We start from the raw sequence: 24,138 nt of genomic DNA, 5'->3' as shown, positions 1-24,138 counted from the left end.
TTGCGCTTACTCTTCGCTTGGTTTAAGATTTAATCCAAGTTCTTCTAACTTTTGGATAACTTCTTCTAATGACTTTTTACCTAAGTTTCTAACTTTCATCATATCTTCTTCAGATCTATTAGCTAGTTCTTCAACTGTATTTATTCCCGCTCTCTTTAAACAGTTGTAAGATCTAACTGATAAGTCAAGTTCTTCGATAGTCATTTCAAGAACTTTTTCTTTTTGATCTTCTTCTTTTTCTACCATTATTTCAACATTGCTTACATGCTCTGTTAAATCTATGAATAGATTTAGATGTTCAACTAGAACCTTAGCTGCAAGTGATATTCCTTCTTGAGGATTTATACTTCCATTAGTCCAAACTTCAAGTATTAATTTATCGTAATCTGATTTTTGACCAACTCTAGTATTTTCTACATGGTAGCTAACTTTTTCAACAGGAGTATATATTGAGTCTACAGGAAGAACTCCTATAGGCATATGCTCTGTTTTATTGTCTTCAGAAGATACATAACCTCTTCCTTTATTAACAGATATTTCCATGTTAAGCTTAGAATTATCATCTAGCGTAGCTATATGTAAGTCTTTGCTTATTATTTCAACATCTGGAGGACATATTATGTCAGCTCCTGTTACTGTGCATGGTCCTTGTGCTTCTATTTTAAGTGTTCTACTTCCTTCACCATCTATAGTAGCTGATAATTCTTTTAATGCTAATATTATTTCTGTAACATCTTCTTTAACACCAGACACTGTTGAGAATTCATGAAGAACTCCATCTATTCTTATAGAGTTAACAGCTACTCCTGGTAAAGAAGATAATAATATTCTTCTTAGTGCATTACCTATAGTTATTCCATAACCTCTCTCTAGAGGCTCTATAACGAATTTACCATATCTATGGTCTTCGCTAATTTCAATTATATCTACTCTTGGTTTTTCTATTTCTATCATGGACAAAACCCTCCTTAAAATTTATTAATCCACTGAGGGTAAACAAAATCTTAAAATATTTTTTATAACTATACTTATTACTTAGAGTAAAGCTCTATTATTAAGTGTTCAGCTATTTCAAGATCTATATCTTCTCTTCCTGGATTAGCAACAACAGAAGCTGTCATGTTCTCTAAGCTAGCATCTAACCATTTAGGAGCTATTCTTGAGCTATTTTCAACTAATCCTTTGAATTTTGCAGAAGATTTAGATGTTTCTTTAACAGCTATAACATCTCCATTAGAAACTGTTAAAGAAGGTATATCTACCTTATGTCCGTTTAAAGTGAAGTGACCGTGTCTTACTAATTGTCTAGCTTCTTTTCTAGAAGATGCTAATCCCATTCTGTAAACTACGTTGTCTAATCTTCTTTCTAATAAGCTTAATAAGTTTTCCCCTGTTATTCCAGGTGTTTTCTCAGCACGCTCATATAAATTTCTGAATTGAGTTTCTAAAACTCCGTATATTCTCTTAACTTTTTGTTTTTCTCTTAATTGTAATCCATAGTTAGAAACTTTCTTTCTTCCTTGTCCATGTTGTCCTGGAGCATAGTTTCTCTTAACTATAGCACATTTGTCAGTATAACATCTGTCACCTTTAAGGAATAACTTCATTCCTTCTCTACGACATTGTCTACATGATGCACCTGTATATCTTGCCATTAATTACACCTCCTATATTACACTCTTCTTCTTTTTGGTGGTCTACATCCGTTGTGTGGTATTGGAGTAACGTCTTTTATCATAGTTACTTCTAATCCAGTTGCTTGTAAAGCTCTTATAGCAGCTTCTCTACCAGAACCTGGTCCTTTTACGAATACTTCTACAGTCTTTAATCCGTGTTCCATTGCAGCTTTAGCAGCTGTTTCAGCAGCCATTTGAGATGCAAATGGAGTTGCTTTTCTTGATCCTTTGAATCCTAATTGTCCAGAACTTGCCCAAGATAATGCGTTACCATGAACGTCTGTTAAAGTTATTATAGTATTGTTAAAAGTTGATTGTATATGAGCATGTCCACGTTCTATGTTTTTACGCTCTCTTCTTCTAACACGTGTAACTTTCTTTTTTGGTTTAGCCATTATTCTTCCCTCCTCTTCTAACTATTACTTCTTCTTCTTACGAGATACAGTCTTTCTAGGACCTTTTCTAGTTCTAGCGTTAGTCTTAGTCTTTTGACCTCTTAGAGGAAGACCTTTAGCATGTCTCATACCTCTGTAACATTTTATATCTCTTAATCTCTTTATGTTTAAAGCTATTTCTCTTCTTAAATCTCCCTCAACTAAGAAATCATTATCTATTATCTTTCTTAAATCATTTACTTGATCTTCAGATAAATCTTTGATTCTTACGTTAGGATCTATGTCAGCTTTAGCTAATATTTCGTTAGCAGTTGCCTTACCTATACCGTAGATATATGTTAAGCCTATTTCTGCTCTTTTTTCTCTAGGTAAATCTACCCCAGCTATTCTTGCCATACTTTGCACCTCCTACAACTTAACTTTTTTAACTTTTTTCATGATTAAATTTTCTTAAATAATAAGTTAATTCCGATTCATGTTTATATAAAATCCAAAAAAAGTTTGTTAATTATCACAATATGATATTATACTATAATATTTAACAAAATGCTAGCACAATTTATTAACCTTGCTTTTGCTTGTGCTTAGGATTTTCACATATAACCATTACTCTTCCTTTTCTCTTTATTACTTTACATTTTTCACATATTGGTTTTACTGATGGTCTTACTTTCATTATTAATCCCTCCTTATAGACTAGCATCGATAGTCTACTTCTTACGCCAAGTAATTCTTCCTCTTGTAAGGTCATATGGAGAAAGCTCAACATTAACTTTATCTCCTTCAAGAATCCTTATAAAGTTCATTCTTAGCTTCCCAGAAAGATGACATAAAACTTCATGTCCATTTTCTAGCTTGACTTTAAACATAGCATTAGGTAAGTTTTCTGTAACTGTACCCTCAAATTCTATAACATCTTTTTTGGCCATTAACTAACCAAACCTCCATTCAATAAGCTAAACATTGTTTAACTTTCCAAGTTCAGCTCTTAAAAAAGTATTTGTGATAGATTCATTAGACTCTATCTTATTTTTAACTATACAATTAATAATATCATACTTTTGCAAGTGCTTAACTTTTTTTAGTTTAGGATTTTCAAGTTTTCTTTTTTACCATCGGATATAAGAACATACTTATCATCAATTATTTTTACTACGAAAAATAATCTCCCAGCATCTCTTCCAGATGTATTTTTAACAACTTGCCCTACACTTATGTTACTTGATAGCATAATTTCCACCTACATTTCTGACTATAACTTTGTTAATATCAAAGGTTCATCTTCAGTAATAGCTATCGTATGCTCATAATGAGCTGACTTTTTAGAGTCTATTGTAACAATTGTCCAACCATCACCTAACATTTTAACATAGTGTGTACCATAGTTAACCATAGGCTCTATTGCAAGAACCATACCCTCTTTAAGTTTAGGGCCCTTACCTGGTCGTCCATAATTAGGTATTTGAGGATCTTCATGTAGTTGTTTACCAACCCCATGCCCTACAAGATCTCTAACTACAGAAAAATTGTTATTTTCTACATGTGTTTGTACTGCGTGCGAAATGTCAGAAAGTCTACATCCTAGTTTAGCAAACTTTAATCCTTCATAGAAGCTTTCTTTTGTTACTTCTATTAATTTCCTATCCTCTTCAGATATTATGCCTACCGCATGTGTTTTTGCTGAATCTGCATGATATCCTTTAAAATAAGCACCTATATCGATACTTATAATATCACCGTCTTTTAAATTTTTAGATCCAGGTATTCCATGTACAACTTCTTCATTAATAGAAGCGCATATAGATCCTTTAAATCCGTTATACCCTTTAAAAGATGGGATAGCATTATATTTTCTAATATGATTTTCAGCTATTTCATCTAACTCTAAAGTAGATATTCCCGGTTTAATAGCATCTCTTAAAATCTCATGTGTTTCAGCAACGATTTTACCTGATTCTCTCATAAGTTCAATCTCTTGCTTAGATTTTAAAATAATCATTATTTTTCACTTCCTAGAGCCTCAACTATATCTCCAAATACATTCTCTATAGATTGTTGACCATTTATATTAGCTATTATACCTTCTTCAGAATAATAGTTAACTAAAGGCTTAGTTTCATCTAAGTAAACTTGTATTCTTTTTGATACAGTTTCTTCATTATCATCAGCTCTTTGGTAAAGTTCTCCTCCACATACATCGCATACGCCATCTACTTTTGGAGGGTTAAACTCAACATGGTAAGTAGCTCCGCAAGATTTGCAGATTCTTCTACCTACTGCTCTACCTACTAATATATCTTTATAAACTTCAATGTTAACAACTTTGTCTAAAGATATACCAACTTCTTTTAGATATTCATCTAAATGTTGAGCTTGAGCTACATTTCTTGGGAATCCATCTAACATGAATCCTTTTTCACAATCAGGTTGAGCTATTCTATCAGTAACTAAACCTACTGTTAATTCATCTGGAACTAAAAGACCTTGATCTATATATCCTTTAGCTTTTTTACCAAGTTCTGTACCTTCTTTTATATTCTTTCTGAATATATCTCCAGTTGATATATGAGGTATATTGTATTTTTCTACTATTCCTGCTGCTTGAGTACCCTTACCCGCACCAGGAGGTCCAAGTAATATTATTCTCATATGATCATCTCCATTTATTTTAAAAAGCCTTGATAGCTTCTCATTACTAGATTTGATTCTAGCTGTCTCTTAAGCTCTAATGCAACACCTACAACTATAAGTAATGATGTACCAGCTAAACTTAAATGTACTCCAGTAAATTTACCTATTATAGAAGGAATTACAGCTATAACAGCTAAGAATAATGCTCCTGCTAAAGTTAATCTTGATAATATTCTATTTAAGTAATCCATGGTTGGATTACCCGGTCTTATACCTGGTATAAAACCTCCACTATTTTTCATATTATTAGTTATATCTTCAGTATTGAACGATATAGTAGTATAGAAATAAGAGAAGAATATTATTAACACAACTTCTATAACTAAATATATCCAGAATCCTGGCTCTCCACTTGGAGATAAGAATTTAGTTACAAATGCTTGAGCATCTTTTCCCATAAATATAGCTATAGTTTGAGGGAAAGCTAACAGTGAACTTGCAAATATAACTGGAATAACTCCAGATTGATTTACTTTCATTGGTATATGGGAATTTTGGCCCCCATATGTTTTTCTTCCTACAACTCTTTTAGCATATTGTACAGGTATTTTTCTTGTAGCTTCTTGTATATATGTAACCGCAGCTACTGTAAGAAGCGATACTACAGCCATAACTATTAATACCCATAATCCAACACTTCCGCTTTCAAATTGAGATATTGATTGAGTTATGTCTTTAGGAATTCTCGATATAATCCCTATAAATATTATTACAGAGCTTCCATTACCTAATCCTTTTTCAGTAATCTTATCTCCCATCCACATTAAAAGCATACTTGCTGAAATTAATGTGACTATAACAGTAACTATAAAAAATACACTATCTGTTTGTAAAGCACGTCTCACTATTCCTAGTGTTATACCGATAGCTTGTACTATAGCTAATCCTAATGCTGTATACTTAGTGTATTTATTTATCTTTTTCTTACCTTCTTCACCAGACTTTTGAAGTTCTTCAAGAGATGGGAATCCGATAGTTAAAAGTTGAATGATTATAGATGCCGTTATATAAGGACTGATTCCTAATGCAAATAAAGTAAAGTTGCTAAAAGCTCCTCCTGTAAACATATTATACAGGGAAAGAAGACCGTTTCCGTCAACCATTCCCTTTATAATATCTCTATTAACTCCAGGAACAGGAATTGTACATCCTATCCTAAAGATAACAATCATCATCAAAGTATATAAAATTTTTCTTCTTACATCTTTTATTTTCCAAGCTTGTTTTAAGTTTGACAGCACGTTAAACTCACCCCTGCCTTATGGCCAAGAGTTAGCAGATTAGATTAAACTAATTCTGCTTTTCCTCCAGCTTTTTCTATTTTTTCTTGCGCTGAAGCAGTAAACTTAGCAGCTTTTATAGTTAAAGCTCTTTCTAAGTTACCTTCACCTAAGATTTTAACGCCGTCTTTTTCTATTTTGCTTATTACTCCAGTTGACTTAAGTAATTCAGCTGTTATTTCTGTTCCGTTTTCGAATCTATTTAAAGTTTCTACGTTAACTAGTGAGTAAACTTTCTTACAAGGATTCTTGAATCCTCTCTTAGGAAGTCTTCTAGCAAGTGGCATTTGTCCACCTTCGAATCCAACTCTTACTCCACCACCTGAACGAGACTTTTGACCTTTTTGTCCACGTCCTGAAGTTTTACCTTGTCCAGTAGCAGTACCTCTTCCTAATCTTTTTTTAGAAGAAACTGCACCTTCAGCAGGTCTTAATTCATGTAACTTCATGGATTGCACCTCCCTTAGTATTTGTTTAAATTATTATTCAGCTATTTCAGTAACTTCTACTAAGTGACTAACTTTAGCTATTATACCTCTCATTTGAGCGTTGTCTTCTTTAACAACTACTTGCTCTCTTTTTCTTAATCCTAACGCTTCTACGTTCTTTCTTTGGTTAGGAGTAGTTCCTATTGTACTTCTAACTAACTTTATTTGTAATTTAGCCATTTTTTTACTACCTCCTTACCCTAGAAGATCTTCTACTTTTTTACCTCTAAGTTTAGCTATATCTTCAGCTGTTCTTAAAGATTTTAAACCTTCTATTGTAGCATTTACCATGTTTCTTGGGTTGTTAGTTCCTAAAGATTTAGCTCTAACATCCTTTAATCCAGCTAATTCAAGTACAGCTCTAGCAGGTCCCCCAGCTATAACTCCTGTACCTTGAGCAGCAGGCATTATTAATATTTTTCCAGCACCAAAATGTCCGTTTGTTTGGTGAGGTATAGTTGTACCAACCATAGGTACAGTTATTAAATTCTTCTTAGCATCTTCAACTGCTTTTCTTATAGCATCTGGTACTTCCATAGCTTTACCAGCACCTATACCAACGTGTCCGTTTTCATCTCCAACAACTACTAAAGCTGCAAATCTAAAGTTTCTACCACCTTTAACAACCTTAGTAACACGTCTTACTTCGATAACTTTCTCTTGAAGATCAAGTTGTCTTGCATCTATTGGTTTACGACGTAGCATTATTTTCCCTCCTTTGTATTAGAACTTAAGTCCAGCTTCTCTAGCACCTTCTGCTAATTCTTGAACTCTTCCGTGATATAAGTATCCACCTCTGTCAAATACAACTTCAGTTATACCTTTCTCTACAGCTCTCTTAGCAACAAGTTCTCCAACTTTTTTAGCTGCTTCTTTATTTCCACAGTGATTAACAGCACCTTTTATTTCAGCTTCTAAAGAAGATGCAGAAACAACAGTTACTCTGTTTGTATCATCTATTATTTGAGCATATATGTTATTAGAACTTCTAAATATACATAATCTTGGTCTTTGAGTAGTTCCAGTTATTTTTCTACGAACTCTCTTATGTCTTTGAAGTCTATTTGCGTTTTTGTTAGCTTTTTTAAACACAGAGATCACTCCTTTCTAGCTTTTATGTTTGGTATTATTTCTTACCAGTTTTACCTTCTTTACGTCTTACAACTTCACCAGCGTATCTTATACCTTTACCTTTGTATGGCTCTGGCTCTCTCCAAGCTCTTATCTTAGCAGCATAGTTACCTACTAATTGCTTGTCGATTCCTTTAACAACTAATTCAGTTTGGTTTGGAGCTTCAACAGTTATTCCTTCTGGATCTACCATCTCAACTGGATGAGAGTATCCTAAGTTCATAACTAACTTGTTTCCTTGTTTTTGAGCTCTGTAACCAACACCAACTAACTCTAACTTCTTTTCGAATCCAGTAGTAACACCTACTACCATATTATCTATTAAAGTTCTAGTTAATCCGTGTAAAGATCTATGTTTTTATTATTAGTTGGTCTCTCAACTAATACAGTATTTTCTTCTTTTTTATAGCTAATTCATTACTGAATTGCTTTTCTAAAGTTCCTTTTGGTCCTTTTACTGTAACTAAGTTATCTTCAGCTATAGTTATTTCAACACCTGCAGGAACGTTTATTGGCTTAACACCTATTCTTGACATAGTTGCACCTCCTTACATTGTTCGTTTTTATTACCAAACGTAGCAGATTACTTCTCCACCAACGCCTGCATTTCTAGCTTGCTTGTCAGTTAATATACCCTTAGAAGTAGATATTATTGATATACCTAATCCGTTTAATACTTTTGGTAATTCTTCTTTAGCAGCGTAAACTCTCATACCAGGCTTAGATATTCTCTTTAATCCTGTTATAACTCTCTCGCCTATTTGTCCGTACTTTAATTGTATTCTTATTATTCCTTGCTTTCCATCTTCTATAACATCGTACCCTCTTATGAAACCTTCTTCTAATAAGATTCTAGCTAATTCTTTCTTCATATTAGAAGCAGGAACATCAACAGTTTCATGCTTAACCATGTTAGCATTTCTTATACGTGTTAACATATCTGCTATTGGATCTGTCATTGTCATAATTGTAAACCTCCTTCCATTTTAATCAAGTCTTACCAACTTGCTTTTCTTACACCAGGTATTTGACCTTTATAAGCTAATTCTCTAAAGCATATACGGCATATACCGAATTTTCTTAGCACAGAGTGTGGTCTACCACATATTGTACATCTAGTGTACTCTCTAGTTGCGTACTTTTGCTTTTTTTGTTGTTTTACAACCATCGCTTTTCTAGCCACTGGAATCCCTCCTTTATTTACTTAGAATATGGCATTCCTAATAATCTTAATAACTCACTAGCTTCTTCATCAGTTTTAGCCGTAGTTACGAATATTACATCCATTCCTCTTACTTTGTCAACCTTGTCGTACTCTATTTCAGGGAATATAAATTGCTCTTTTAATCCTAAAGCGTAGTTTCCTCTTCCATCGAATGCATTAGCATTAACTCCTCTGAAGTCCCTAACTCTTGGTAAAGAAATGTTTACTAACTTGTCCATGAAGTAGAACATCTTGTCAGCTCTTAAAGTAACTTTAGTTCCAACAGGCATTCCTTCTCTTAATTTGAAGTTAGCTACTGATTTTCTAGCCTTTGTTATAACTGGCTTTTGTCCAGATATCATTTCTAATTCTGCAACTGCAGCTTCTAATCCTTTTGGATTTTCTCTTGCATCACCTATACCCATGTTTATTACTATTTTCTCTAACTTAGGTATTTCCATAACATTTTTGTATCCAAATTTCTCCATTAAAGCTGGAGCAACTTCTTTAACATATTTTTCTTGTAATCTAGAAGTCATTTGTGGTCCCTCCTTTCAAGCTTATTATAATTCTTTTCCGCTCTTTACTGATACTCTAACTTTTTGCCCATCTTTAACTTCAACTCTAACTCTAGTACCTTTTCCTGTTTCAGGATCTACTGGCATTACGTTAGATATGTGTATTGGGGCTTCTTTATTTATTATTCCACCTTGTGGGTTAACAGCAGTTGGCTTTTGGTGTTTAGTTATAACGTTAACACCTTCAACTAATACTTTATTAGTTTTAGTGAAAACCTTAGCAACTGTACCTTTTTTACCTTTATCTTTTCCTGCTATAACTACAACAGTGTCACCTTTTTTAACACGCATCATGTCCTATTGCACCTCCTTATTATAGTACTTCTGGAGCAAGAGATACTATCTTCATAAAGTCGTTGTCTCTTAACTCTCTAGCAACAGGCCCGAATATACGAGTTCCTACTGGAGTTTTATCATCTTTTATGATAACTGCAGCATTCTCGTCGAATGATATATAACTACCATCTTTACGTCTTACGCCTTGCTTAGTTCTTACTATAACAGCTTTAACTACTTTACCTTTTTTACAACTCCACCTGGTGTTGCACTTTTAACAGTTGCAACTATAACGTCACCTATGTTACCATATCTTCTTTTACTTCCGCCTAATACACGGATAGTTAAAAGTTCTTTAGCTCCTGAGTTATCAGCAACTCTTAGACGTGATTCTTGTTGTATCATATCGTAATCCCTCCTTCTCTACAAACTACTTAACTTTCTCTATAACGTCAACTAGTCTGAATCTCTTGTCTTTCGATAAAGGTCTAGTTTCCATTATTCTTACTCTATCTCCGATGCTACATACGTTGTTCTCATCGTGAGCCTTAAATTTCTTAGTTCTCTTAACTGGCTTGTTATATAATGGATGACGTACGAAATCTTCAACAGCAACAACTATTGTTTTTTCCATTTTATTACTAACAACACGGCCTACTCTTACTTTTCTTCTTCCTCTTTCCATGTTTGACAGCCTCCTTTCCAAAATTAAGCTCTAGTTTCGTTTAACTTTCTTTCAGCAAGTATAGTTTTAACTCTAGCTATATCTTTCTTAACGAACTTGATTCTTGCTGTGTTTTCTAATTGACCAGTAGCTAATTGGAATCTTAAGCTAAATAATTCACTTTTAAAACCATTTAACTTGTTCATTAACTCTTCGCTTGTTAAATCTCTTAGTTCTTTAGCTTTCATCCTATTCACCACCCTCTACTTCTAAATCTTCACGTTTCACAAACTTACATTTAACTGGAAGTTTATGCATAGCAAGTCTCATTGCTTCTCTAGCTTTATCTTCTGAAACACCTGCTAATTCGAACATAACTCTTCCTGGTTTAACTACTGCTACCCAGTATTCTGGTGAACCTTTACCAGCACCCATACGAGTTTCTGCAGGTTTTCTTGTTACTGGTTTGTGAGGGAATATCTTTATCCAAACTTTTCCCCCTCTTTTTATATATCTAGTCATAGCTATTCTGGCAGCTTCTATTTGGTTAGAAGTTATCCAAGATGGCTCTAAAGCAACTAAACCGAACTCTCCATAAGTAACTTTGTTACCTTTATGAGCCTTTCCAGCTAAGCTACCTCTGTGTACTCTACGACGTTTTACTCTTTTTGGCATTAACATGAGTATTTTCCTCCTTCCTTAACTGTGCTTCTATTAAGCTTGTTTATTCTCAGTTCTTTGAGGTCTTGGTCCTCTGTTGTTTGATCTGTTGTTGTTAGATCTATCATTTCTTCTGTCGTTTCTTCTATCGTTTCTTCTGTTGTCTCTTCTATCTCTTCTATTATTATCTCTTCTATCTTCTCTTGGGTTTACACCGTTTCTAGTTGGTAAAACTTCTCCGTTGCATATCCAAACTTTGATACCAGTCTTTCCATAAGTAGTGTTTGCTTCAGCAAATCCGTACTCTATGTCAGATCTTATTGTTTGAAGAGGTACATTTCCTTCGCTGTATCCTTCAGTTCTAGCCATTTCAGCTCCACCAAGTCTACCAGAAGCAGATACTTTTATACCTTTAACTCCTGATTTCATAGCTCTTTGTATTGCTTGCTTCATAGCTCTTCTGAAAGCAACCCTTCTTTCTATAGCTAAAGCTATATTTTCTGCTACTAATTGAGCTTCTTTATCAGGGTTTCTAACTTCTACTATGTTAACTATAACATTTTTTTAGTCATTTTTTCTAACTCAGCTTTAAGAGCTTCTATTCCAGCTCCACCTTTACCTATAACTACACCTGGCTTAGCAACGTGTAAGTCTAGCTTTAATTTGTTTGCTGATCTTTCTATTTCTATCTTAGCAACACCAGCTGAGTATAATTTATTCTTTAAGAATTTACGTATATTATGGTCTTCTAATAATAAGTTTCCGAACTCTTTTTTATCAGTTGCGAACCATCTTGAGTCCCAGTCCTTTATAACACCGACTCTTAAACCGTGTGGATTAACCTTTTGACCCATGTGTTTCCCTCCTATCTATTATTATTTTTTCTCTTTAAGAACAACCTCTATATGTGAAGTTCTCTTTCTTATCATAGTTGCACGACCCATAGCTCTAGGCATGAATCTCTTCATAGTTGGTCCTTGATTAGCAACTATTGAAGCTATATATAAATTTTCAACATCCATCTCGTGATTGTTTTCTGCATTAGCTTTCGCTGATTTTACAACCTTAGCTATTATTGAAGCAGCTCCTCTTGGAGTATACTTTAATATTGCTAAAGCTTCATCAACATTTTTTCCTCTAACAAGGCCGCATATTTGACCTGCTTTTCTAGGTGATACACGTACGTATTTTGCAGTAGCTTTTGCTTCCATTACAATTTCCTCCTTCCTTAGTTAGATCTTTAATTATCTTCTCTTATTAGATTTTTCGTCGTCCTTGTGCCCTTTGAAAGTTCTTGTAGGAACGAATTCACCTAACTTGTGTCCAACCATATCTTCAGTTATATAAACTGGCACATGTTTTCTTCCATCATGTACAGCTATTGTATGTTCAACCATTTGTGGGAATATAGTTGAAGATCTTGACCAAGTCTTTATAACTTCTCTATTTCCAGAAGCATTCATATCTTCTATCTTCTTTAAAAGTCTTGCATGTATAAAAGGTCCTTTTTTAGTTGATCTTGACATTTTATTTCCTCCTTTCGAGCAAAAATAAATCTATTACTTAGTTCTTCTTGATACGATTAACTTATCAGAAGCTTTATTTTTCTTTCTAGTTTTATATCCAAGTGCTGGTTTACCCCAAGGAGTAACTGGATTAGCTCTACCTATTGGAGATCTACCTTCCCCTCCACCGTGTGGATGGTCACAAGGGTTCATTACAGAACCTCTAACTGTAGGTCTTATACCCATATGTCTTTTTCTACCAGCTTTACCTATAACAACGTTACCGTGTTCTAAGTTTCCAACTTGTCCTATTGTAGCTTTACAATTTATGCTTACTAATCTCATTTCACCTGATGGTAATCTTAGTAATGCTGTTTTTCCTTCTTTAGCCATTAATTGAGCAGATGCTCCAGCAGATCTAACTAACTGAGCTCCTTTTCCTGGCTTTAATTCAACGTTGTGTACTACTGTACCAACTGGCATATCTTTTAATGCCATTGCGTTACCTGGCTTTATATCAGCTTCTGGTCCTGATAATATAGTATCTCCAACTTGTATTCCAACTGGAGCTAGTATATATCTTTTTTCACCGTCAGCATAGTTTAATAATGCTATGTTAGCAGTTCTATTTGGATCATACTCAACAGTAGCAACCTTAGCAGGTATTCCATCTTTATTTCTCTTGAAATCTATTATTCTATATTTTCTTCTGTTTCCTCCACCTCTGTGACGAACAGTTATTTTACCATGTACGTTTCTTCCAGAATTCTTTTTTAATGAAACTAAAAGAGATCTTTCTGGTTCATTACAAGTTATTTCATCAGAAACTAAAACTGTCATTTGTCTTAAGGCAGGAGAAGTTGGTCTAAACTTTTTTATAGCCATCTGTTTTCCCTCCTTTGTTTATTAAGGTTAATTACATACCTTGGAAGAATTCTATTTCTTTACTATCAGCAGCTAACTTAACTACTGCTTTCTTGAAACTTGCAGTTCTTCCTTCGTTTCTACCCATTCTCTTAACTTTTCCATCGTAGTTTAAAGTATTTACTTTATCAACTTTAACTCCGAATATGCTTTCTACAGCTTTCTTTATTTCAGTTTTGTTTGCGCTTTTAGCAACAACAAAAGTGTATTTCTTCTCAACCATTTCAGTCATACTTTGTTCAGTTACAACTGGTTTCATTATTATATCATGTGGATTAGTCATTATGCGTACACCTCCTCCACTTTCTTAACTGCATCTGTAGTTATTACGAAAGTATCGTACTTTAATATGTCATAAACGTTTATAGTGTTAACTGTAGCAGCTTGAACACCTTCTATGTTTCTAGCTGATTTTACAACATTCTCGTTCTTTTCAGCTGTTACTACTAAAGCTTTCTTAGAAGCATTTATGTTCTTTAATATTTGAACGAATTCTTTAGTTTTTGGAGCTTCCATGTTTAAAGCATCTAAAACTATTATTTCGTTGTTTTGAACTTTAGATGATAAAGCTGATTTTATAGCTAATCTTCTAACTTTCTTTGGTAAAGTGTAGCTGTAATCTCTTGGCTTAGGTGCAAAAGCAACTCCTCCACCAACCCATTGTACAGCTCTTATAGAACCTTGTCTTGCTCTACCAGTTCCTTTTTGTTTCCAAGGTTTTCTTCCGCCACCTCTAACTTCTGCTCTAGTTTTAGCAGATTGAGTACCTTGTCTCTTGTTTGCTAATTGATTTTTAACTACTTCGTATAATACGTGCTCGTTAACTTCAACACCGAATATAGCTTCTGCTAATTCGATTTCTCCAACATTTTGTCCATTAACATTTAATATATTTAATTTTGGCATTGTGCTTCCTCCTTTCTTAGGTTAGTTATTATTTAGAAGCCTTTACTGCTTCTTTTATAGTTACTACTGAACCTTTAGCTCCTGGTATAGCACCCTTAACTAATATAAGGTTCTTATCAGCATCTACTCTAACTACTTCTAAGTTTTGAACAGTTACTGTAACGCTACCCATGTGACCAGCAAGTTTTTTGTTTTTGAAAACTCTACCTGGGAAAGAACATGCTCCCATTGAACCTGGTCTTCTGTGGTATCTAGAACCGTGAGATTCAGGACCTCTTGATTGACCATGTCTCTTTATTGGACCTTGGAATCCCTTACCTTTACTTGTTCCAGTAACATCTATCATTTCTCCAGCTGCAAATATATCAGCTTTCATTTCTTGTCCTACTGTGAACTCTTCTACTGAATCCATTCTGAATTCTTTTAAGTGTTTCTTTAATACGTTAGCAGCAGCAAGATGTCCTTTTTGAGGCTTGTTTAAAGATTTCTCTTTAGCATCTACAAAACCTACTTGAACTGCATTGTATCCTTCTTTTTCTGTTGTTTTTATTTGAGTAACCACTACTGGTCCTGCTTCAACAACAGTTACAGGTACTACATTCCCTGCTTCAGTGAATATTTGAGTCATTCCTAACTTTTTTCCTAATATTCCTTTCATATCGCACCTCCTATAATCTTACAGCGGATTATGATTTCTCATAATCATTCTAAGATAGTTGCCTTATAGGATCGTATCTTAGAGGCTTATCTTATAACTTTATTTCTATATCAACACCAGCTGGTAAGTCTAACTTCATTAATGAGTCAACTGTCTTAGGTGTTGGGTTTGCTATGTCTATTAATCTCTTATGAGTTCTCATTTCGAATTGCTCTCTAGAGTCCTTATACTTGTGTACAGCTCTTAATATAGTTACAACTTGCTTTTCAGTTGGTAGTGGCACAGGTCCTGAAACTTGTGATCCAGCTTTTTTAGCAGTTTCAACTATTTTAGCAGCTGAAAAATCTAATAATTTGTGATCATATGACTTTAATCTTATTCTTATTTTTCCATTGTTAGCCATTTTAGTTTCCCTCCTTTATCGTACGTTTAATTTTTTTGGTTACGCACGACTGATACCGATACACAGTTCCGGGTGTGTTGTGTTTTTTTAAAAATCGGCATCTCGTCGCCTATCTCTAGGATATTACTTTACTTGTCTTTCATTTCGCATCTCTCAAGCACACTATTATAGTTTATATTATTTTTACTTTTTTCAAGTTTTTTATAATTTTACAAAATATTTTTGTATGTAAAACTTACTACAAATTTTGTGTTGAGAATCTTAACGGGTACTAGGATAGTATATATTCTTTCAGCAATTTTGTCAATGATTTTATTTTTTATAATAATTAAATAAAATTTTCAATTTATCTTAATTTCCACTTTATAAAAAACATTTCTAATTTCTTTAGTTACATAAAAAAGAGGAAGATGATAAACATCTTCCTCTTATATATAGTGGATAATAGATTACTCTATTATAGAAGCAACAACACCTGATGCTACTGTTCTTCCACCTTCTCTTATTGCGAATCTTAATCCTTCTTCTATTGCTATTGAGTTTATTAACTCTATAGTCATTTGGATGTTATCTCCAGGCATAACCATTTCTACACCTTCTGGTAACTTACAAGCTCCTGTTACGTCAGTTGTTCTGAAGTAGAATTGTGGTCTGTATCCATCGAAGAATGGAGTATGTCTTCCACCTTCTTCTTTCTTTAATACGTATACTTCTGCATTGAACTTAGTGTGAGGCTTAACAGTTCCTGGCTTAGCTAAAACTTGTCCTCTTTCTATTTCATTTCTTTGTATACCTCTTATTAATGCTCCTATGTTATCTCCAGCTTGTGCTTGGTCTAATAACTTTCTGAACATTTCTACTCCTGTTACTACTAATTTTCTTGGCTCTTCAGCTAAACCTACTAATTCAACTTCATCTTGAACCTTTAATATTCCTCTTTCAACTCTACCTGTAGCAACTGTTCCTCTACCTGTTATAGAGAATACGTCTTCTACTGGCATTAAGAAATCTTTATCTACATCTCTCTCTGGAGCTGGTATATATTCGTCTATTTGCTCGAATAATTCAACTATTTTATCTCCCCACTCTGAAGAAGAATCTTGTAATGCCATTAAAGCAGATCCTCTTACTATTGGAGTGTCATCTCCTGGGAACTCGTACTCATTTAATAAGTCTCTAACTTCCATTTCAACTAACTCTAATAATTCTTCATCATCTACCATATCACATTTGTTTAAGAATACTACTATGTATGGTACACCAACTTGTCTTGATAATAATATATGCTCTCTTGTTTGAGGCATTGGTCCATCAGTTGCAGAACAAACTAATATAGCACCGTCCATTTGAGCAGCACCTGTTATCATGTTCTTAACGTAGTCAGCGTGTCCTGGGCAGTCAACGTGAGCGTAATGTCTGTTTGGAGTCTCATATTCAACGTGAGCAGTTGATATTGTGATTCCTCTTTCTCTTTCTTCTGGAGCTTTATCTATATTAGCGAAATCTACTGCTTCCCCTAATTGATATCTATCGTATAATGTTTTTGTTATAGCTGCAGTTAATGTAGTTTTACCGTGGTCAACGTGACCTATTGTTCCTATATTAACGTGTGGCTTGTTTCTTTCAAATTTAGCTTTAGCCATTTTGAATTCCTCCCTTTAATATTGGTTTTATTTTTTGTAAGACGAGGATTCCCTCGCCTTACTTTTTTATTATATACAAAATTAATTAAATTAATTAATTATTTACCTTCAGCTATTTTTTTAGCAACTGAAGCTGGAACTTGCTCATAATGGTCGAATATCATAGTGTATGTTGCACGACCTTGAGTAGAAGATCTTAACTCTGTAGAGTATCCAAACATTTCTGAAAGTGGAACGAATGCATTTATAACTTGTGCACCAGATCTAGCTTCCATACCTTGGATTAAACCTCTCTTAGAGTTTAATCCACCCATAACGTCTCCCATGTATTCTTCTGGAGTAACAACTTCAACTTTGAAGTATGGCTCAAGTAATACAGAGTTTCCTCTCTTAAGAGCGTCCTTCATAGCCATTGATCCTGCCATCTTGAATGCCATTTCTGAAGAGTCAACCTCATGGTATGATCCATCGTATAACTCAACAGCAACGTCAACAACTGGGTATCCAGCAACTATACCTGAAGCCATAGCTCCTTGTATACCTGCATCTGTTGGTCCAACGTACTCTTTCGGTACAGATCCACCAACAGTTTTGTTTTCAAATTTATATCCTTCACCTGGTTCTTGAGGATTAACTCTGATCTTAACGTGACCATATTGTCCTCTACCACCTGATTGCTTAGAGTACTTGTACTCAACATCAACTGGTTGAGTTATAGTTTCTCTATAAGCAACTTGTGGAGCACCAACGTTAGCTTCAACTTTAAATTCTCTTAATAATCTGTCTACTATTATCTCTAAGTGTAATTCACCCATACCACCGATTATAGTTTGTCCAGTTTCTTCATCAGTTCTAACTCTGAAAGTTGGATCCTCTTCAGCTAACTTTTGAAGAGCAACACCCATCTTTTCTTGAGCAGCTTTTGATTTAGGCTCTATAGCAACATCTATAACTGGCTCAGGGAATTCCATAGATTCAAGTATTATTGGGTTAGCTGGATCACATAAAGTATCTCCAGTAGTAGTATCTTTTAATCCTACTGCTGCAGCTATATCCCCTGCATATACTATAGATATTTCTTCTCTAGTATTAGCATGCATTTGTAGTATACGTCCTATTCTCTCTCTCTTACCTTTAGTAGCATTCAGGATATAAGAACCACTTTCTAGTGTTCCTGAGTAAACTCTGAAGAATGCTAACTTCCCAACGAATGGGTCAGTCATTATTTTGAATGCTAAAGCTGAGAATGGTTCTTCATCAGATGAATGTCTTTCTGCTTCTTCTCCATCTTCTAATATACCTTTTATAGAAGCTATATCAGTTGGAGCTGGTAAGTAGTCTATAACAGCATCTAATAATAACTGAACACCTTTGTTCTTGTAAGCAGATCCACAGAATACTGGGTTAAGTTCACAAGCTATTGTAGCCTTTCTTATAGCAGCTTTTAATTCTTCTATAGTTGGCTCTTCACCTTCAAGATATTTCATCATTAACTCTTCGTCAGTTTCAGCTACTGCTTCAACCATTTTTTCTCTCCACTCTTGAGCTAATTCTTTCATATCTTCTGGTATTTCAGTTATTTCTATTTCAATACCTAAGTCATCTTTATAGATATGAGCTTTCATTTCTAATAAGTCAACTTCACCTTCTAACCAATCTTCCTTACCTATTGGTAATTGCATTGGTACAGCATTTGCACTTAATCTGTCTTTCATCATTTGTACAACATTGTAGAAATCTGCACCCATGATGTCCATCTTATTTACGAATGCTATTCTAGGTACACCGTAATTATCAGCTTGTCTCCATACATTCTCAGATTGAGGTTCAACCCCACCCTTAGCACAGAATACAGCAACTGATCCATCAAGAACTCTTAGAGATCTTTCAACCTCAACTGTAAAGTCGACGTGACCTGGTGTATCTATTATGTTTATTCTATGGTCTTTCCATGCAGCAGTAGTAGCAGCAGAAGTTATTGTTATACCTCTCTCCTTCTCTTGCTCCATCCAGTCCATTTGAGAAGCTCCTTCGTGAGTTTCTCCTATTTTATGAGTTTGCCCTGTATAGAATAGGATTCTTTCTGTAGTAGTAGTTTTTCCAGCATCTATATGAGCCATGATTCCTATATTTCTAGTTCTTTCTAAAGGAAACTTTCTAGCCATGATTCTCCTCCTTACGACATCCTATCTAATAAAAGGATATCAAATATATCCTATTATTAGAATCTGTAGTGAGCAAATGCTTTATTAGCTTCTGCCATTTTATGAGTATCTTCTTTCTTCTTAACAGAAGCTCCTGTATTGTTAGCAGCATCCATTATTTCTTTAGCTAGTTTTTCAACCATACCTTTTTCACCACGAGCTCTAGTATAGTTTACTAACCATCTTAATCCTAAAGTTTGTCTTCTTTCAGGTCTAACCTCAACTGGAACTTGGTAGTTAGCTCCACCAACTCTTCTAGCTTTAACCTCTAAAACAGGCATGATGTTGTTCATAGCTGTTTCGAAAACTTCTAAAGCATTTTCTCCAGTTTTTTCAGCAATTATCTCGAAAGCATCATATACTATTTTTTGAGATTTCCCTTTTTTTCCATCTATCATTAAATTGTTTATTAACTTAGTTACTACCTTACTTCCGTATACTGGATCTGGTAAAACTTCTCTCTTTGGAACATTACCTTTTCTTGGCATTTTGCTTCCCTCCTTAATTATTTAATCTTAAATCATAGGTACTCGACATCATATAAAACGCCGTGATGCCATAAATATATATATATTTAAAGCACCGAACTATAATTGATTTTTAATTGCTTATTTTTGCAGCTTTAGGTCTCTTAGCACCGTACTTAGATCTAGCTTGCATTCTCTTATCAACACCAGCTGTGTCTAATGTACCTCTTAATATGTGGTATCTAACCCCTGGAAGGTCTTTAACTCTTCCTCCTCTTATAAGAACAACACTATGCTCTTGTAAGTTGTGTCCTTCTCCTGGTATATAAGCAGAAACTTCTATACCGTTAGTTAATCTAACTCTGGCAACTTTTCTTAAAGCTGAGTTAGGTTTCTTAGGAGTAAATGTTTTAACTGAAGTACAAACTCCTCTTTTTTGTGGAGCACTAGTATCAGTTGATTTCTTGTGTAAAGAATCGTATCCTTTTTGTAATGCTGGAGCAGTAGATTTCTTTTCTATCGCTTTTCTTTTCTTACGAACTAATTGGTTAATTGTTGGCATCATCTGCACCTCCTTCCAAATTTTTCGATCTTAAATGACCGCCAACTACATCAATATGGCCTCATATTGATATAATATGTAGCAAATCTGCTACAATGCAATAAATGTCTATAACACACATTTGTGGTTTTAGCTCTTTAGTTTGGTGCATATTATTATGCTTTTTATTAGTTAAAATAAAATATATTTAAAATATTACTAAGAGCTTAGCCCTTAGTAATATTTAATATCTTACTTCACATACCTTTACATTTTAGCATCAGCGACACCTTATGTCAAGGATGTTTAGTTTATATAACAAAGTAAAATTATTCTTCTATTTTTCAACTGCTATATTTTTGTATCTCTTCATTCCTGTTCCTGCTGGTATTAACTTACCTATTATAACATTTTCTTTAAGACCTATTAAGTGATCTTCTTTTCCTTTTATAGCAGCTTCTGTTAATACTCTAGTAGTTTCTTGGAATGATGCAGCTGATAAGAAAGATTCTGTTGCAAGAGATGCTTTAGTTATACCAAGTAAAACCCTCTTAGCTGATGCAGGTCTTAAGCCTTGAGCTTCAGCTTCTTCATTTGTTTTATTGAATGTAAGAACATCTTCATATCCTCCTGGTAATAAATCAGTATCACCTGGATCTTCAACTTTAACTTTAGATAGCATTTGTCTAACAATTACCTCTATGTGTTTATCGTTGATGTCAACCCCTTGCATTCTATAAACTCTTTGAACCTCTTTAACAACATAGTCTTGAACACCTTCAATACCTTTAACTCTTACTATATCATGAGGATTTATTGATCCTTGAGTTAAAGCTTCTCCAGCTTCTACAAATTGACCATTCTTAACTCTTAATCTTGAACCATACGGTATAGCATACACTTGTGATTCTCCTTGTTCTGGAACTACTGTAACTTCTTTTCTCTTACCAGTTTCATCTATCTCTACTCTACCTGATACTTCAGTTATTGTAGCAAGACCTTTTGGCTTTCTAGCTTCAAATAATTCCTCTACCCTTGGAAGACCTTGTGTTATATCTCCTCCGGCAACCCCACCTGTATGGAATGTACGCATTGTAAGCTGAGTACCAGGTTCACCGATTGATTGAGCAGCTATTATACCAACAGCTTCTCCTATATTAACTTCTTTACCAGTAGCTAAGTTTCTACCATAACACTTAGAACATACTCCATGGTTAGTTTTACAATTAAGAACTGTTCTTATCTTAACTATTTCTATTCCCGCTTCTATAATTTTTTCAGCTTGATCTTCTTGTATCATAGAATCAGCTTCAACGATTACCTCACCTGTTTCTGGGTGAACTACAGGATCTATAGTGTATCTTCCCACTATTCTATCATATAATTCTTCTATTACTTCATTTCCATCTTTTATTGCAAAGATTTCTGTATCTTCTGTTGTCCCACAATCAACATCTCTAACAATAACATCTTGACTGACATCAACAAGTCTTCTTGTTAAGTATCCTGAGTCAGCTGTACGTAGAGCTGTATCGGCAAGACCCTTTCTAGCTCCATGTGAAGATGTAAAGTATTCAAGTACTGATAAACCTTCACGGAAGTTAGATTTAACTGGTATTTCAACTGTCTTACCAGATGCATTGGCCATCAGACCACGCATACCAGCTAACTGTCTTATCTGGTTCTTAGAACCTCTGGCTCCAGAGTGAGCCATTATGAAGATGTTGTTTAATCTATCTAGGTTAGCCATAAGAGCATCTGTAACTTTTTCAGTAGTTTCTGTCCAAGTTTCTATTACTCTCTCATATCTTTCCTCGTTAGATATAAGACCTCTTCTATATGCTTTTTCATATTTATCAACCTTACCTTCAGCTTCAGTTATATAACCTTTCTTAGCTTCTGGTATTTTCATATCTGCAACAGCAACAGTTATACCACCTCTTGTAGAATATTTAAATCCTAAAGATTTTATATGGTCTAACATCTCAGCAGTTACTGTGTTTCCATGCTTTCTGAAACACTTATCTATTATTTTTCCTAAAGACTTTTTATCTGCTAAGAAATCTACTTCTAAAGCAAATTTATCTTCGTTTCTATCAACGAATCCTAAGTCTTGAGGTATATTTTCATTGAATATAAATCTACCAACAGTTGCTTCTACTAATTGAGTTCCAACACCCTCAACAGTTCTTCTTACTTTAACTAATGAGTGTAATGTAACTGCCTTATTATCATAAGCAAGCATCATTTCATTATAATCTTTGAAGACCATTCCAGTACCTCTAGCACCTTCTTGAGCTTCTATTGTTAAGTAGTAGCATCCTAGAACCATATCCTGAGAAGGAGTAGTTATAGGAGAACCATCTTTAGGAGCAAGTATGTTATTTATAGATAACATTAAGAATCTTGCCTCAGCTTGAGCTTCAACAGATAAAGGAACATGTACCGCCATTTGGTCACCATCGAAGTCAGCGTTGTACGCTGTACATACTAATGGATGTAACTTTATAGCTTTTCCTTCAACTAAAACTGGTTCAAACGCTTGTATACCTAATCTATGCAGAGTCGGAGCACGGTTAAGCATTACTGGATGTCCTTCTATAACATCTTCTAATACATCCCAAACTTCCGGCTTAACTTTTTCTACTATAGATTTTGCACTCTTTATGTTGTGTGCATATCCTTCTTTAACTAATCTATCCATAACGAATGGCTTGAATAATTCAAGAGCCATCTTCTTAGGAAGACCACATTGATAGAATTTAAGTTCCGGTCCAACAACTATAACAGAACGTCCTGAGTAGTCAACACGCTTACCAAGTAAGTTTTGACGGAAACGACCTTGCTTACCTTTAAGCATATCTGATAACGACTTTAATGGTCTATTTCCTGGTCCAGTTACCGGTCTACCTCTTCTACCATTGTCTATTAAAGCATCTACAGCTTCTTGAAGCATTCTCTTCTCATTTCTTACAATGATGTCTGGAGCTCCAAGCTCTAATAATCTCTTTAATCTGTTATTTCTATTTATAACTCTTCTGTATAAGTCATTTAAGTCAGATGTTGCAAATCTTCCTCCATCTAATTGAACCATCGGTCTTAAATCAGGTGGTATAACTGGAATAGCATCTAATATCATCCACTCTGGTTTATTTCCAGATTTCTTAAATGCTTCTACAACTTCTAATCTTCTTATAGTCCTAACTCTTTTTTGACCTGTACTATCTTTTAGTTCAGCTCTTAATTCTTTACTTTGTTGCTCTAAGTCTATGTTTTGTAAAAGCTTCTTAACAGCTTCAGCACCCATTCCTACTTCGAAAGTATTATATCCATACTTTTCTACAGCAGTTCTGTATTCTTTTTCTGTTAATAATTGCTTTTCATTTAATCCCGTTTCACCAGGATTAGTTACTACATAAGATGCAAAGTATAATATTTTTTCTAACGATCTAGGAGACATATCAAGTAGAAGTCCCATTCTACTTGGTATCCCTTTGAAGTACCAGATATGAGACATAGGAGCTGCTAGCTCTATATGTCCCATTCTTTCTCTTCTTACCTTCGCCTTAGTTACTTCTACTCCACATCTATCACAAACAACACCTTTATATCTAACTCTTCTGTACTTTCCACAGTGACACTCCCAGTCCTTTTGTGGTCCAAATATTCTTTCACAGAAAAGACCATCTTTCTCAGGCTTAAGTGTACGGTAGTTTATTGTTTCAGGCTTTTTTACTTCTCCTCTAGACCATTGTCTTATTTTTTCTGGAGAAGCCAATGCTATTTTTATTGACTCGAAATTGTTTAGTTCAAACAAGGAGTTCTCTCCCTTCTATTTGAGATT

At 34.4% G+C, this 24,138-nt stretch carries 33 protein-coding genes and 3 pseudogenes; all 36 read right to left on the bottom strand.

Annotated elements, in window-relative coordinates:
* Window positions 1-6 precede the first annotated feature (6 nt).
* The 36 genes and pseudogenes from LEQ07_RS11910 to rpoC all read right to left on the bottom strand — a co-directional run bounded on the left by LEQ07_RS11910 (window position 7) and on the right by rpoC (window position 24,111).
* Window positions 7-954: a DNA-directed RNA polymerase subunit alpha gene (locus tag LEQ07_RS11910; RefSeq protein WP_046823512.1), complete on the bottom strand. Its 948-nt coding sequence runs from the start codon at window positions 952-954 to the stop codon at window positions 7-9.
* 77 nt (window positions 955-1,031) lie between these two features.
* Window positions 1,032-1,655, bottom strand: a complete 624-nt coding sequence (gene rpsD, locus LEQ07_RS11905) for a 30S ribosomal protein S4 (protein ID WP_021428209.1) — start codon at window positions 1,653-1,655, stop codon at window positions 1,032-1,034.
* Window positions 1,656-1,672: 17 nt separating this feature from the next.
* The gene (gene rpsK / locus LEQ07_RS11900) at window positions 1,673-2,071 is read right to left on the bottom strand and encodes a 30S ribosomal protein S11 (RefSeq protein ID WP_021428214.1); all 399 of its coding nucleotides are present in this window, start codon (window positions 2,069-2,071) and stop codon (window positions 1,673-1,675) included.
* Window positions 2,072-2,095: 24 nt separating this feature from the next.
* Entirely contained in the window at window positions 2,096-2,467 is a 372-nt protein-coding gene (rpsM, locus tag LEQ07_RS11895) for a 30S ribosomal protein S13 (RefSeq protein WP_021122034.1), read from the bottom strand.
* Between the two features lie 166 nt (window positions 2,468-2,633).
* A complete protein-coding gene (gene rpmJ, locus LEQ07_RS11890; protein ID WP_003373491.1) occupies window positions 2,634-2,747 on the bottom strand; it encodes a 50S ribosomal protein L36 in 114 nt (37 codons plus the stop codon).
* Between the two features lie 34 nt (window positions 2,748-2,781).
* Window positions 2,782-3,000, bottom strand: coding sequence for a translation initiation factor IF-1 (gene infA, locus LEQ07_RS11885; RefSeq protein ID WP_021122032.1), 219 nt, complete (start codon window positions 2,998-3,000; stop codon window positions 2,782-2,784).
* A gap of 152 nt (window positions 3,001-3,152) precedes the next feature.
* Window positions 3,153-3,302: a hypothetical protein gene (locus tag LEQ07_RS20165; RefSeq protein WP_317852076.1), complete on the bottom strand. Its 150-nt coding sequence runs from the start codon at window positions 3,300-3,302 to the stop codon at window positions 3,153-3,155.
* Window positions 3,303-3,323: 21 nt separating this feature from the next.
* Window positions 3,324-4,070 (bottom strand): type I methionyl aminopeptidase, encoded by a 747-nt coding sequence (gene map / locus LEQ07_RS11875; RefSeq protein ID WP_046823510.1) that lies wholly within the window; start codon window positions 4,068-4,070, stop codon window positions 3,324-3,326.
* Window positions 4,070-4,720: an adenylate kinase gene (locus LEQ07_RS11870; protein WP_263330777.1), complete on the bottom strand. Its 651-nt coding sequence runs from the start codon at window positions 4,718-4,720 to the stop codon at window positions 4,070-4,072. Before LEQ07_RS11870 ends, map begins: the two co-directional genes overlap by 1 nt.
* Before the next feature lie 14 nt (window positions 4,721-4,734).
* The gene (secY, locus tag LEQ07_RS11865; protein WP_046823508.1) at window positions 4,735-6,003 is read right to left on the bottom strand and encodes a preprotein translocase subunit SecY; all 1,269 of its coding nucleotides are present in this window, start codon (window positions 6,001-6,003) and stop codon (window positions 4,735-4,737) included.
* 44 nt (window positions 6,004-6,047) lie between these two features.
* Window positions 6,048-6,491: a 50S ribosomal protein L15 gene (gene rplO, locus LEQ07_RS11860; protein WP_021428219.1), complete on the bottom strand. Its 444-nt coding sequence runs from the start codon at window positions 6,489-6,491 to the stop codon at window positions 6,048-6,050.
* 33 nt (window positions 6,492-6,524) lie between these two features.
* Complete coding sequence (gene rpmD, locus LEQ07_RS11855) at window positions 6,525-6,710, bottom strand: 50S ribosomal protein L30 (protein WP_021127557.1); 186 nt, start codon at window positions 6,708-6,710, stop codon at window positions 6,525-6,527.
* 15 nt (window positions 6,711-6,725) lie between these two features.
* Window positions 6,726-7,235, bottom strand: coding sequence for a 30S ribosomal protein S5 (rpsE, locus tag LEQ07_RS11850; protein ID WP_021428196.1), 510 nt, complete (start codon window positions 7,233-7,235; stop codon window positions 6,726-6,728).
* Between the two features lie 18 nt (window positions 7,236-7,253).
* Entirely contained in the window at window positions 7,254-7,622 is a 369-nt protein-coding gene (rplR, locus tag LEQ07_RS11845; protein WP_021428220.1) for a 50S ribosomal protein L18, read from the bottom strand.
* Window positions 7,623-7,656: 34 nt separating this feature from the next.
* Window positions 7,657-8,197: pseudogene (gene rplF, locus LEQ07_RS11840) on the bottom strand (50S ribosomal protein L6).
* Between the two features lie 30 nt (window positions 8,198-8,227).
* The gene (gene rpsH, locus LEQ07_RS11835) at window positions 8,228-8,626 is read right to left on the bottom strand and encodes a 30S ribosomal protein S8 (RefSeq protein WP_021428203.1); all 399 of its coding nucleotides are present in this window, start codon (window positions 8,624-8,626) and stop codon (window positions 8,228-8,230) included.
* Window positions 8,627-8,658: 32 nt separating this feature from the next.
* Window positions 8,659-8,844: a type Z 30S ribosomal protein S14 gene (locus tag LEQ07_RS11830; protein ID WP_021127555.1), complete on the bottom strand. Its 186-nt coding sequence runs from the start codon at window positions 8,842-8,844 to the stop codon at window positions 8,659-8,661.
* 17 nt (window positions 8,845-8,861) lie between these two features.
* Complete coding sequence (rplE, locus tag LEQ07_RS11825) at window positions 8,862-9,404, bottom strand: 50S ribosomal protein L5 (protein ID WP_021431508.1); 543 nt, start codon at window positions 9,402-9,404, stop codon at window positions 8,862-8,864.
* Window positions 9,405-9,428: 24 nt separating this feature from the next.
* Entirely contained in the window at window positions 9,429-9,734 is a 306-nt protein-coding gene (gene rplX, locus LEQ07_RS11820; RefSeq protein ID WP_021428210.1) for a 50S ribosomal protein L24, read from the bottom strand.
* Window positions 9,735-9,756: 22 nt separating this feature from the next.
* Window positions 9,757-10,124 (bottom strand): annotated as a pseudogene (rplN, locus tag LEQ07_RS11815) (50S ribosomal protein L14).
* Window positions 10,125-10,149: 25 nt separating this feature from the next.
* The gene (gene rpsQ, locus LEQ07_RS11810) at window positions 10,150-10,404 is read right to left on the bottom strand and encodes a 30S ribosomal protein S17 (RefSeq protein WP_021428205.1); all 255 of its coding nucleotides are present in this window, start codon (window positions 10,402-10,404) and stop codon (window positions 10,150-10,152) included.
* Window positions 10,405-10,427: 23 nt separating this feature from the next.
* Window positions 10,428-10,631, bottom strand: a complete 204-nt coding sequence (gene rpmC / locus LEQ07_RS11805) for a 50S ribosomal protein L29 (protein WP_021122014.1) — start codon at window positions 10,629-10,631, stop codon at window positions 10,428-10,430.
* Between the two features lies 1 nt (window position 10,632).
* Window positions 10,633-11,064, bottom strand: coding sequence for a 50S ribosomal protein L16 (gene rplP, locus LEQ07_RS11800; RefSeq protein ID WP_021428207.1), 432 nt, complete (start codon window positions 11,062-11,064; stop codon window positions 10,633-10,635).
* A gap of 33 nt (window positions 11,065-11,097) precedes the next feature.
* Window positions 11,098-11,897: pseudogene (rpsC, locus tag LEQ07_RS11795) on the bottom strand (30S ribosomal protein S3).
* Window positions 11,898-11,918: 21 nt separating this feature from the next.
* Window positions 11,919-12,254: a 50S ribosomal protein L22 gene (gene rplV, locus LEQ07_RS11790; protein ID WP_021428211.1), complete on the bottom strand. Its 336-nt coding sequence runs from the start codon at window positions 12,252-12,254 to the stop codon at window positions 11,919-11,921.
* 33 nt (window positions 12,255-12,287) lie between these two features.
* Window positions 12,288-12,569 carry a 30S ribosomal protein S19 gene (rpsS, locus tag LEQ07_RS11785; RefSeq protein ID WP_021428212.1) on the bottom strand — a complete coding sequence of 94 codons (282 nt, stop codon included), beginning with the start codon at window positions 12,567-12,569 and terminating at the stop codon, window positions 12,288-12,290.
* Between the two features lie 33 nt (window positions 12,570-12,602).
* Window positions 12,603-13,433: a 50S ribosomal protein L2 gene (gene rplB, locus LEQ07_RS11780; protein ID WP_025162560.1), complete on the bottom strand. Its 831-nt coding sequence runs from the start codon at window positions 13,431-13,433 to the stop codon at window positions 12,603-12,605.
* Between the two features lie 31 nt (window positions 13,434-13,464).
* Window positions 13,465-13,755 (bottom strand): 50S ribosomal protein L23, encoded by a 291-nt coding sequence (gene rplW / locus LEQ07_RS11775; RefSeq protein WP_025162559.1) that lies wholly within the window; start codon window positions 13,753-13,755, stop codon window positions 13,465-13,467.
* Window positions 13,755-14,378: a 50S ribosomal protein L4 gene (gene rplD, locus LEQ07_RS11770; protein ID WP_021431504.1), complete on the bottom strand. Its 624-nt coding sequence runs from the start codon at window positions 14,376-14,378 to the stop codon at window positions 13,755-13,757. The genes rplW and rplD overlap by 1 nt, the downstream gene beginning before the upstream one ends.
* A 28-nt stretch (window positions 14,379-14,406) precedes the next feature.
* The gene (gene rplC, locus LEQ07_RS11765; RefSeq protein ID WP_025162558.1) at window positions 14,407-15,036 is read right to left on the bottom strand and encodes a 50S ribosomal protein L3; all 630 of its coding nucleotides are present in this window, start codon (window positions 15,034-15,036) and stop codon (window positions 14,407-14,409) included.
* Window positions 15,037-15,127: 91 nt separating this feature from the next.
* Window positions 15,128-15,439, bottom strand: coding sequence for a 30S ribosomal protein S10 (rpsJ, locus tag LEQ07_RS11760; RefSeq protein ID WP_021431502.1), 312 nt, complete (start codon window positions 15,437-15,439; stop codon window positions 15,128-15,130).
* A 449-nt stretch (window positions 15,440-15,888) separates the two neighbouring features.
* A complete protein-coding gene (gene tuf / locus LEQ07_RS11755) occupies window positions 15,889-17,082 on the bottom strand; it encodes an elongation factor Tu (protein ID WP_046823501.1) in 1,194 nt (397 codons plus the stop codon).
* Between the two features lie 98 nt (window positions 17,083-17,180).
* On the bottom strand, window positions 17,181-19,247 hold the full coding sequence (gene fusA, locus LEQ07_RS11750) for an elongation factor G (protein ID WP_046823506.1): 2,067 nt from the start codon (window positions 19,245-19,247) through the stop codon (window positions 17,181-17,183).
* 56 nt (window positions 19,248-19,303) lie between these two features.
* The gene (rpsG, locus tag LEQ07_RS11745) at window positions 19,304-19,774 is read right to left on the bottom strand and encodes a 30S ribosomal protein S7 (RefSeq protein ID WP_263330776.1); all 471 of its coding nucleotides are present in this window, start codon (window positions 19,772-19,774) and stop codon (window positions 19,304-19,306) included.
* 112 nt (window positions 19,775-19,886) lie between these two features.
* Entirely contained in the window at window positions 19,887-20,315 is a 429-nt protein-coding gene (rpsL, locus tag LEQ07_RS11740) for a 30S ribosomal protein S12 (protein WP_263330819.1), read from the bottom strand.
* 316 nt (window positions 20,316-20,631) lie between these two features.
* Entirely contained in the window at window positions 20,632-24,111 is a 3,480-nt protein-coding gene (gene rpoC, locus LEQ07_RS11735; protein ID WP_263330775.1) for a DNA-directed RNA polymerase subunit beta', read from the bottom strand.
* Window positions 24,112-24,138 lie beyond the last annotated feature (27 nt).

The organism is Paraclostridium sp. AKS73, assembly GCF_025671395.1.
GTDB classification, from domain to species: domain Bacteria; phylum Bacillota; class Clostridia; order Peptostreptococcales; family Peptostreptococcaceae; genus Paraclostridium; species Paraclostridium benzoelyticum.
Note: the sequence above shows the minus strand (reverse complement) of the source record. Positions and strands in the feature narration are given on the sequence as shown.

What these genes read in the sequence shown, in the direction of transcription:
- LEQ07_RS11910 (WP_046823512.1), bottom strand. Translation starts at nt 954, where the DNA reads ATGATAGAAATAGAAAAACCAAGAGTAGATATAATTGAAATTAGCGAA.
- rpsD (WP_021428209.1), bottom strand. Translation starts at nt 1,655, where the DNA reads ATGGCAAGATATACAGGTGCATCATGTAGACAATGTCGTAGAGAAGGA.
- rpsK (WP_021428214.1), bottom strand. Translation starts at nt 2,071, where the DNA reads ATGGCTAAACCAAAAAAGAAAGTTACACGTGTTAGAAGAAGAGAGCGT.
- rpsM (WP_021122034.1), bottom strand. Translation starts at nt 2,467, where the DNA reads ATGGCAAGAATAGCTGGGGTAGATTTACCTAGAGAAAAAAGAGCAGAA.
- rpmJ (WP_003373491.1), bottom strand. Translation starts at nt 2,747, where the DNA reads ATGAAAGTAAGACCATCAGTAAAACCAATATGTGAAAAATGTAAAGTA.
- infA (WP_021122032.1), bottom strand. Translation starts at nt 3,000, where the DNA reads ATGGCCAAAAAAGATGTTATAGAATTTGAGGGTACAGTTACAGAAAAC.
- LEQ07_RS20165 (WP_317852076.1), bottom strand. Translation starts at nt 3,302, where the DNA reads ATGCTATCAAGTAACATAAGTGTAGGGCAAGTTGTTAAAAATACATCT.
- map (WP_046823510.1), bottom strand. Translation starts at nt 4,070, where the DNA reads ATGATTATTTTAAAATCTAAGCAAGAGATTGAACTTATGAGAGAATCA.
- LEQ07_RS11870 (WP_263330777.1), bottom strand. Translation starts at nt 4,720, where the DNA reads ATGAGAATAATATTACTTGGACCTCCTGGTGCGGGTAAGGGTACTCAA.
- rplO (WP_021428219.1), bottom strand. Translation starts at nt 6,491, where the DNA reads ATGAAGTTACATGAATTAAGACCTGCTGAAGGTGCAGTTTCTTCTAAA.
- rpmD (WP_021127557.1), bottom strand. Translation starts at nt 6,710, where the DNA reads ATGGCTAAATTACAAATAAAGTTAGTTAGAAGTACAATAGGAACTACT.
- rpsE (WP_021428196.1), bottom strand. Translation starts at nt 7,235, where the DNA reads ATGCTACGTCGTAAACCAATAGATGCAAGACAACTTGATCTTCAAGAG.
- rpsH (WP_021428203.1), bottom strand. Translation starts at nt 8,626, where the DNA reads ATGACAATGACAGATCCAATAGCAGATATGTTAACACGTATAAGAAAT.
- rplE (WP_021431508.1), bottom strand. Translation starts at nt 9,404, where the DNA reads ATGACTTCTAGATTACAAGAAAAATATGTTAAAGAAGTTGCTCCAGCT.
- rplX (WP_021428210.1), bottom strand. Translation starts at nt 9,734, where the DNA reads ATGCGTGTTAAAAAAGGTGACACTGTTGTAGTTATAGCAGGAAAAGAT.
- rpsQ (WP_021428205.1), bottom strand. Translation starts at nt 10,404, where the DNA reads ATGGAAAGAGGAAGAAGAAAAGTAAGAGTAGGCCGTGTTGTTAGTAAT.
- rpmC (WP_021122014.1), bottom strand. Translation starts at nt 10,631, where the DNA reads ATGAAAGCTAAAGAACTAAGAGATTTAACAAGCGAAGAGTTAATGAAC.
- rplP (WP_021428207.1), bottom strand. Translation starts at nt 11,064, where the DNA reads ATGTTAATGCCAAAAAGAGTAAAACGTCGTAGAGTACACAGAGGTAGC.
- rplV (WP_021428211.1), bottom strand. Translation starts at nt 12,254, where the DNA reads ATGGAAGCAAAAGCTACTGCAAAATACGTACGTGTATCACCTAGAAAA.
- rpsS (WP_021428212.1), bottom strand. Translation starts at nt 12,569, where the DNA reads ATGTCAAGATCAACTAAAAAAGGACCTTTTATACATGCAAGACTTTTA.
- rplB (WP_025162560.1), bottom strand. Translation starts at nt 13,433, where the DNA reads ATGGCTATAAAAAAGTTTAGACCAACTTCTCCTGCCTTAAGACAAATG.
- rplW (WP_025162559.1), bottom strand. Translation starts at nt 13,755, where the DNA reads ATGACTAATCCACATGATATAATAATGAAACCAGTTGTAACTGAACAA.
- rplD (WP_021431504.1), bottom strand. Translation starts at nt 14,378, where the DNA reads ATGCCAAAATTAAATATATTAAATGTTAATGGACAAAATGTTGGAGAA.
- rplC (WP_025162558.1), bottom strand. Translation starts at nt 15,036, where the DNA reads ATGAAAGGAATATTAGGAAAAAAGTTAGGAATGACTCAAATATTCACT.
- rpsJ (WP_021431502.1), bottom strand. Translation starts at nt 15,439, where the DNA reads ATGGCTAACAATGGAAAAATAAGAATAAGATTAAAGTCATATGATCAC.
- tuf (WP_046823501.1), bottom strand. Translation starts at nt 17,082, where the DNA reads ATGGCTAAAGCTAAATTTGAAAGAAACAAGCCACACGTTAATATAGGA.
- fusA (WP_046823506.1), bottom strand. Translation starts at nt 19,247, where the DNA reads ATGGCTAGAAAGTTTCCTTTAGAAAGAACTAGAAATATAGGAATCATG.
- rpsG (WP_263330776.1), bottom strand. Translation starts at nt 19,774, where the DNA reads ATGCCAAGAAAAGGTAATGTTCCAAAGAGAGAAGTTTTACCAGATCCA.
- rpsL (WP_263330819.1), bottom strand. Translation starts at nt 20,315, where the DNA reads ATGCCAACAATTAACCAATTAGTTCGTAAGAAAAGAAAAGCGATAGAA.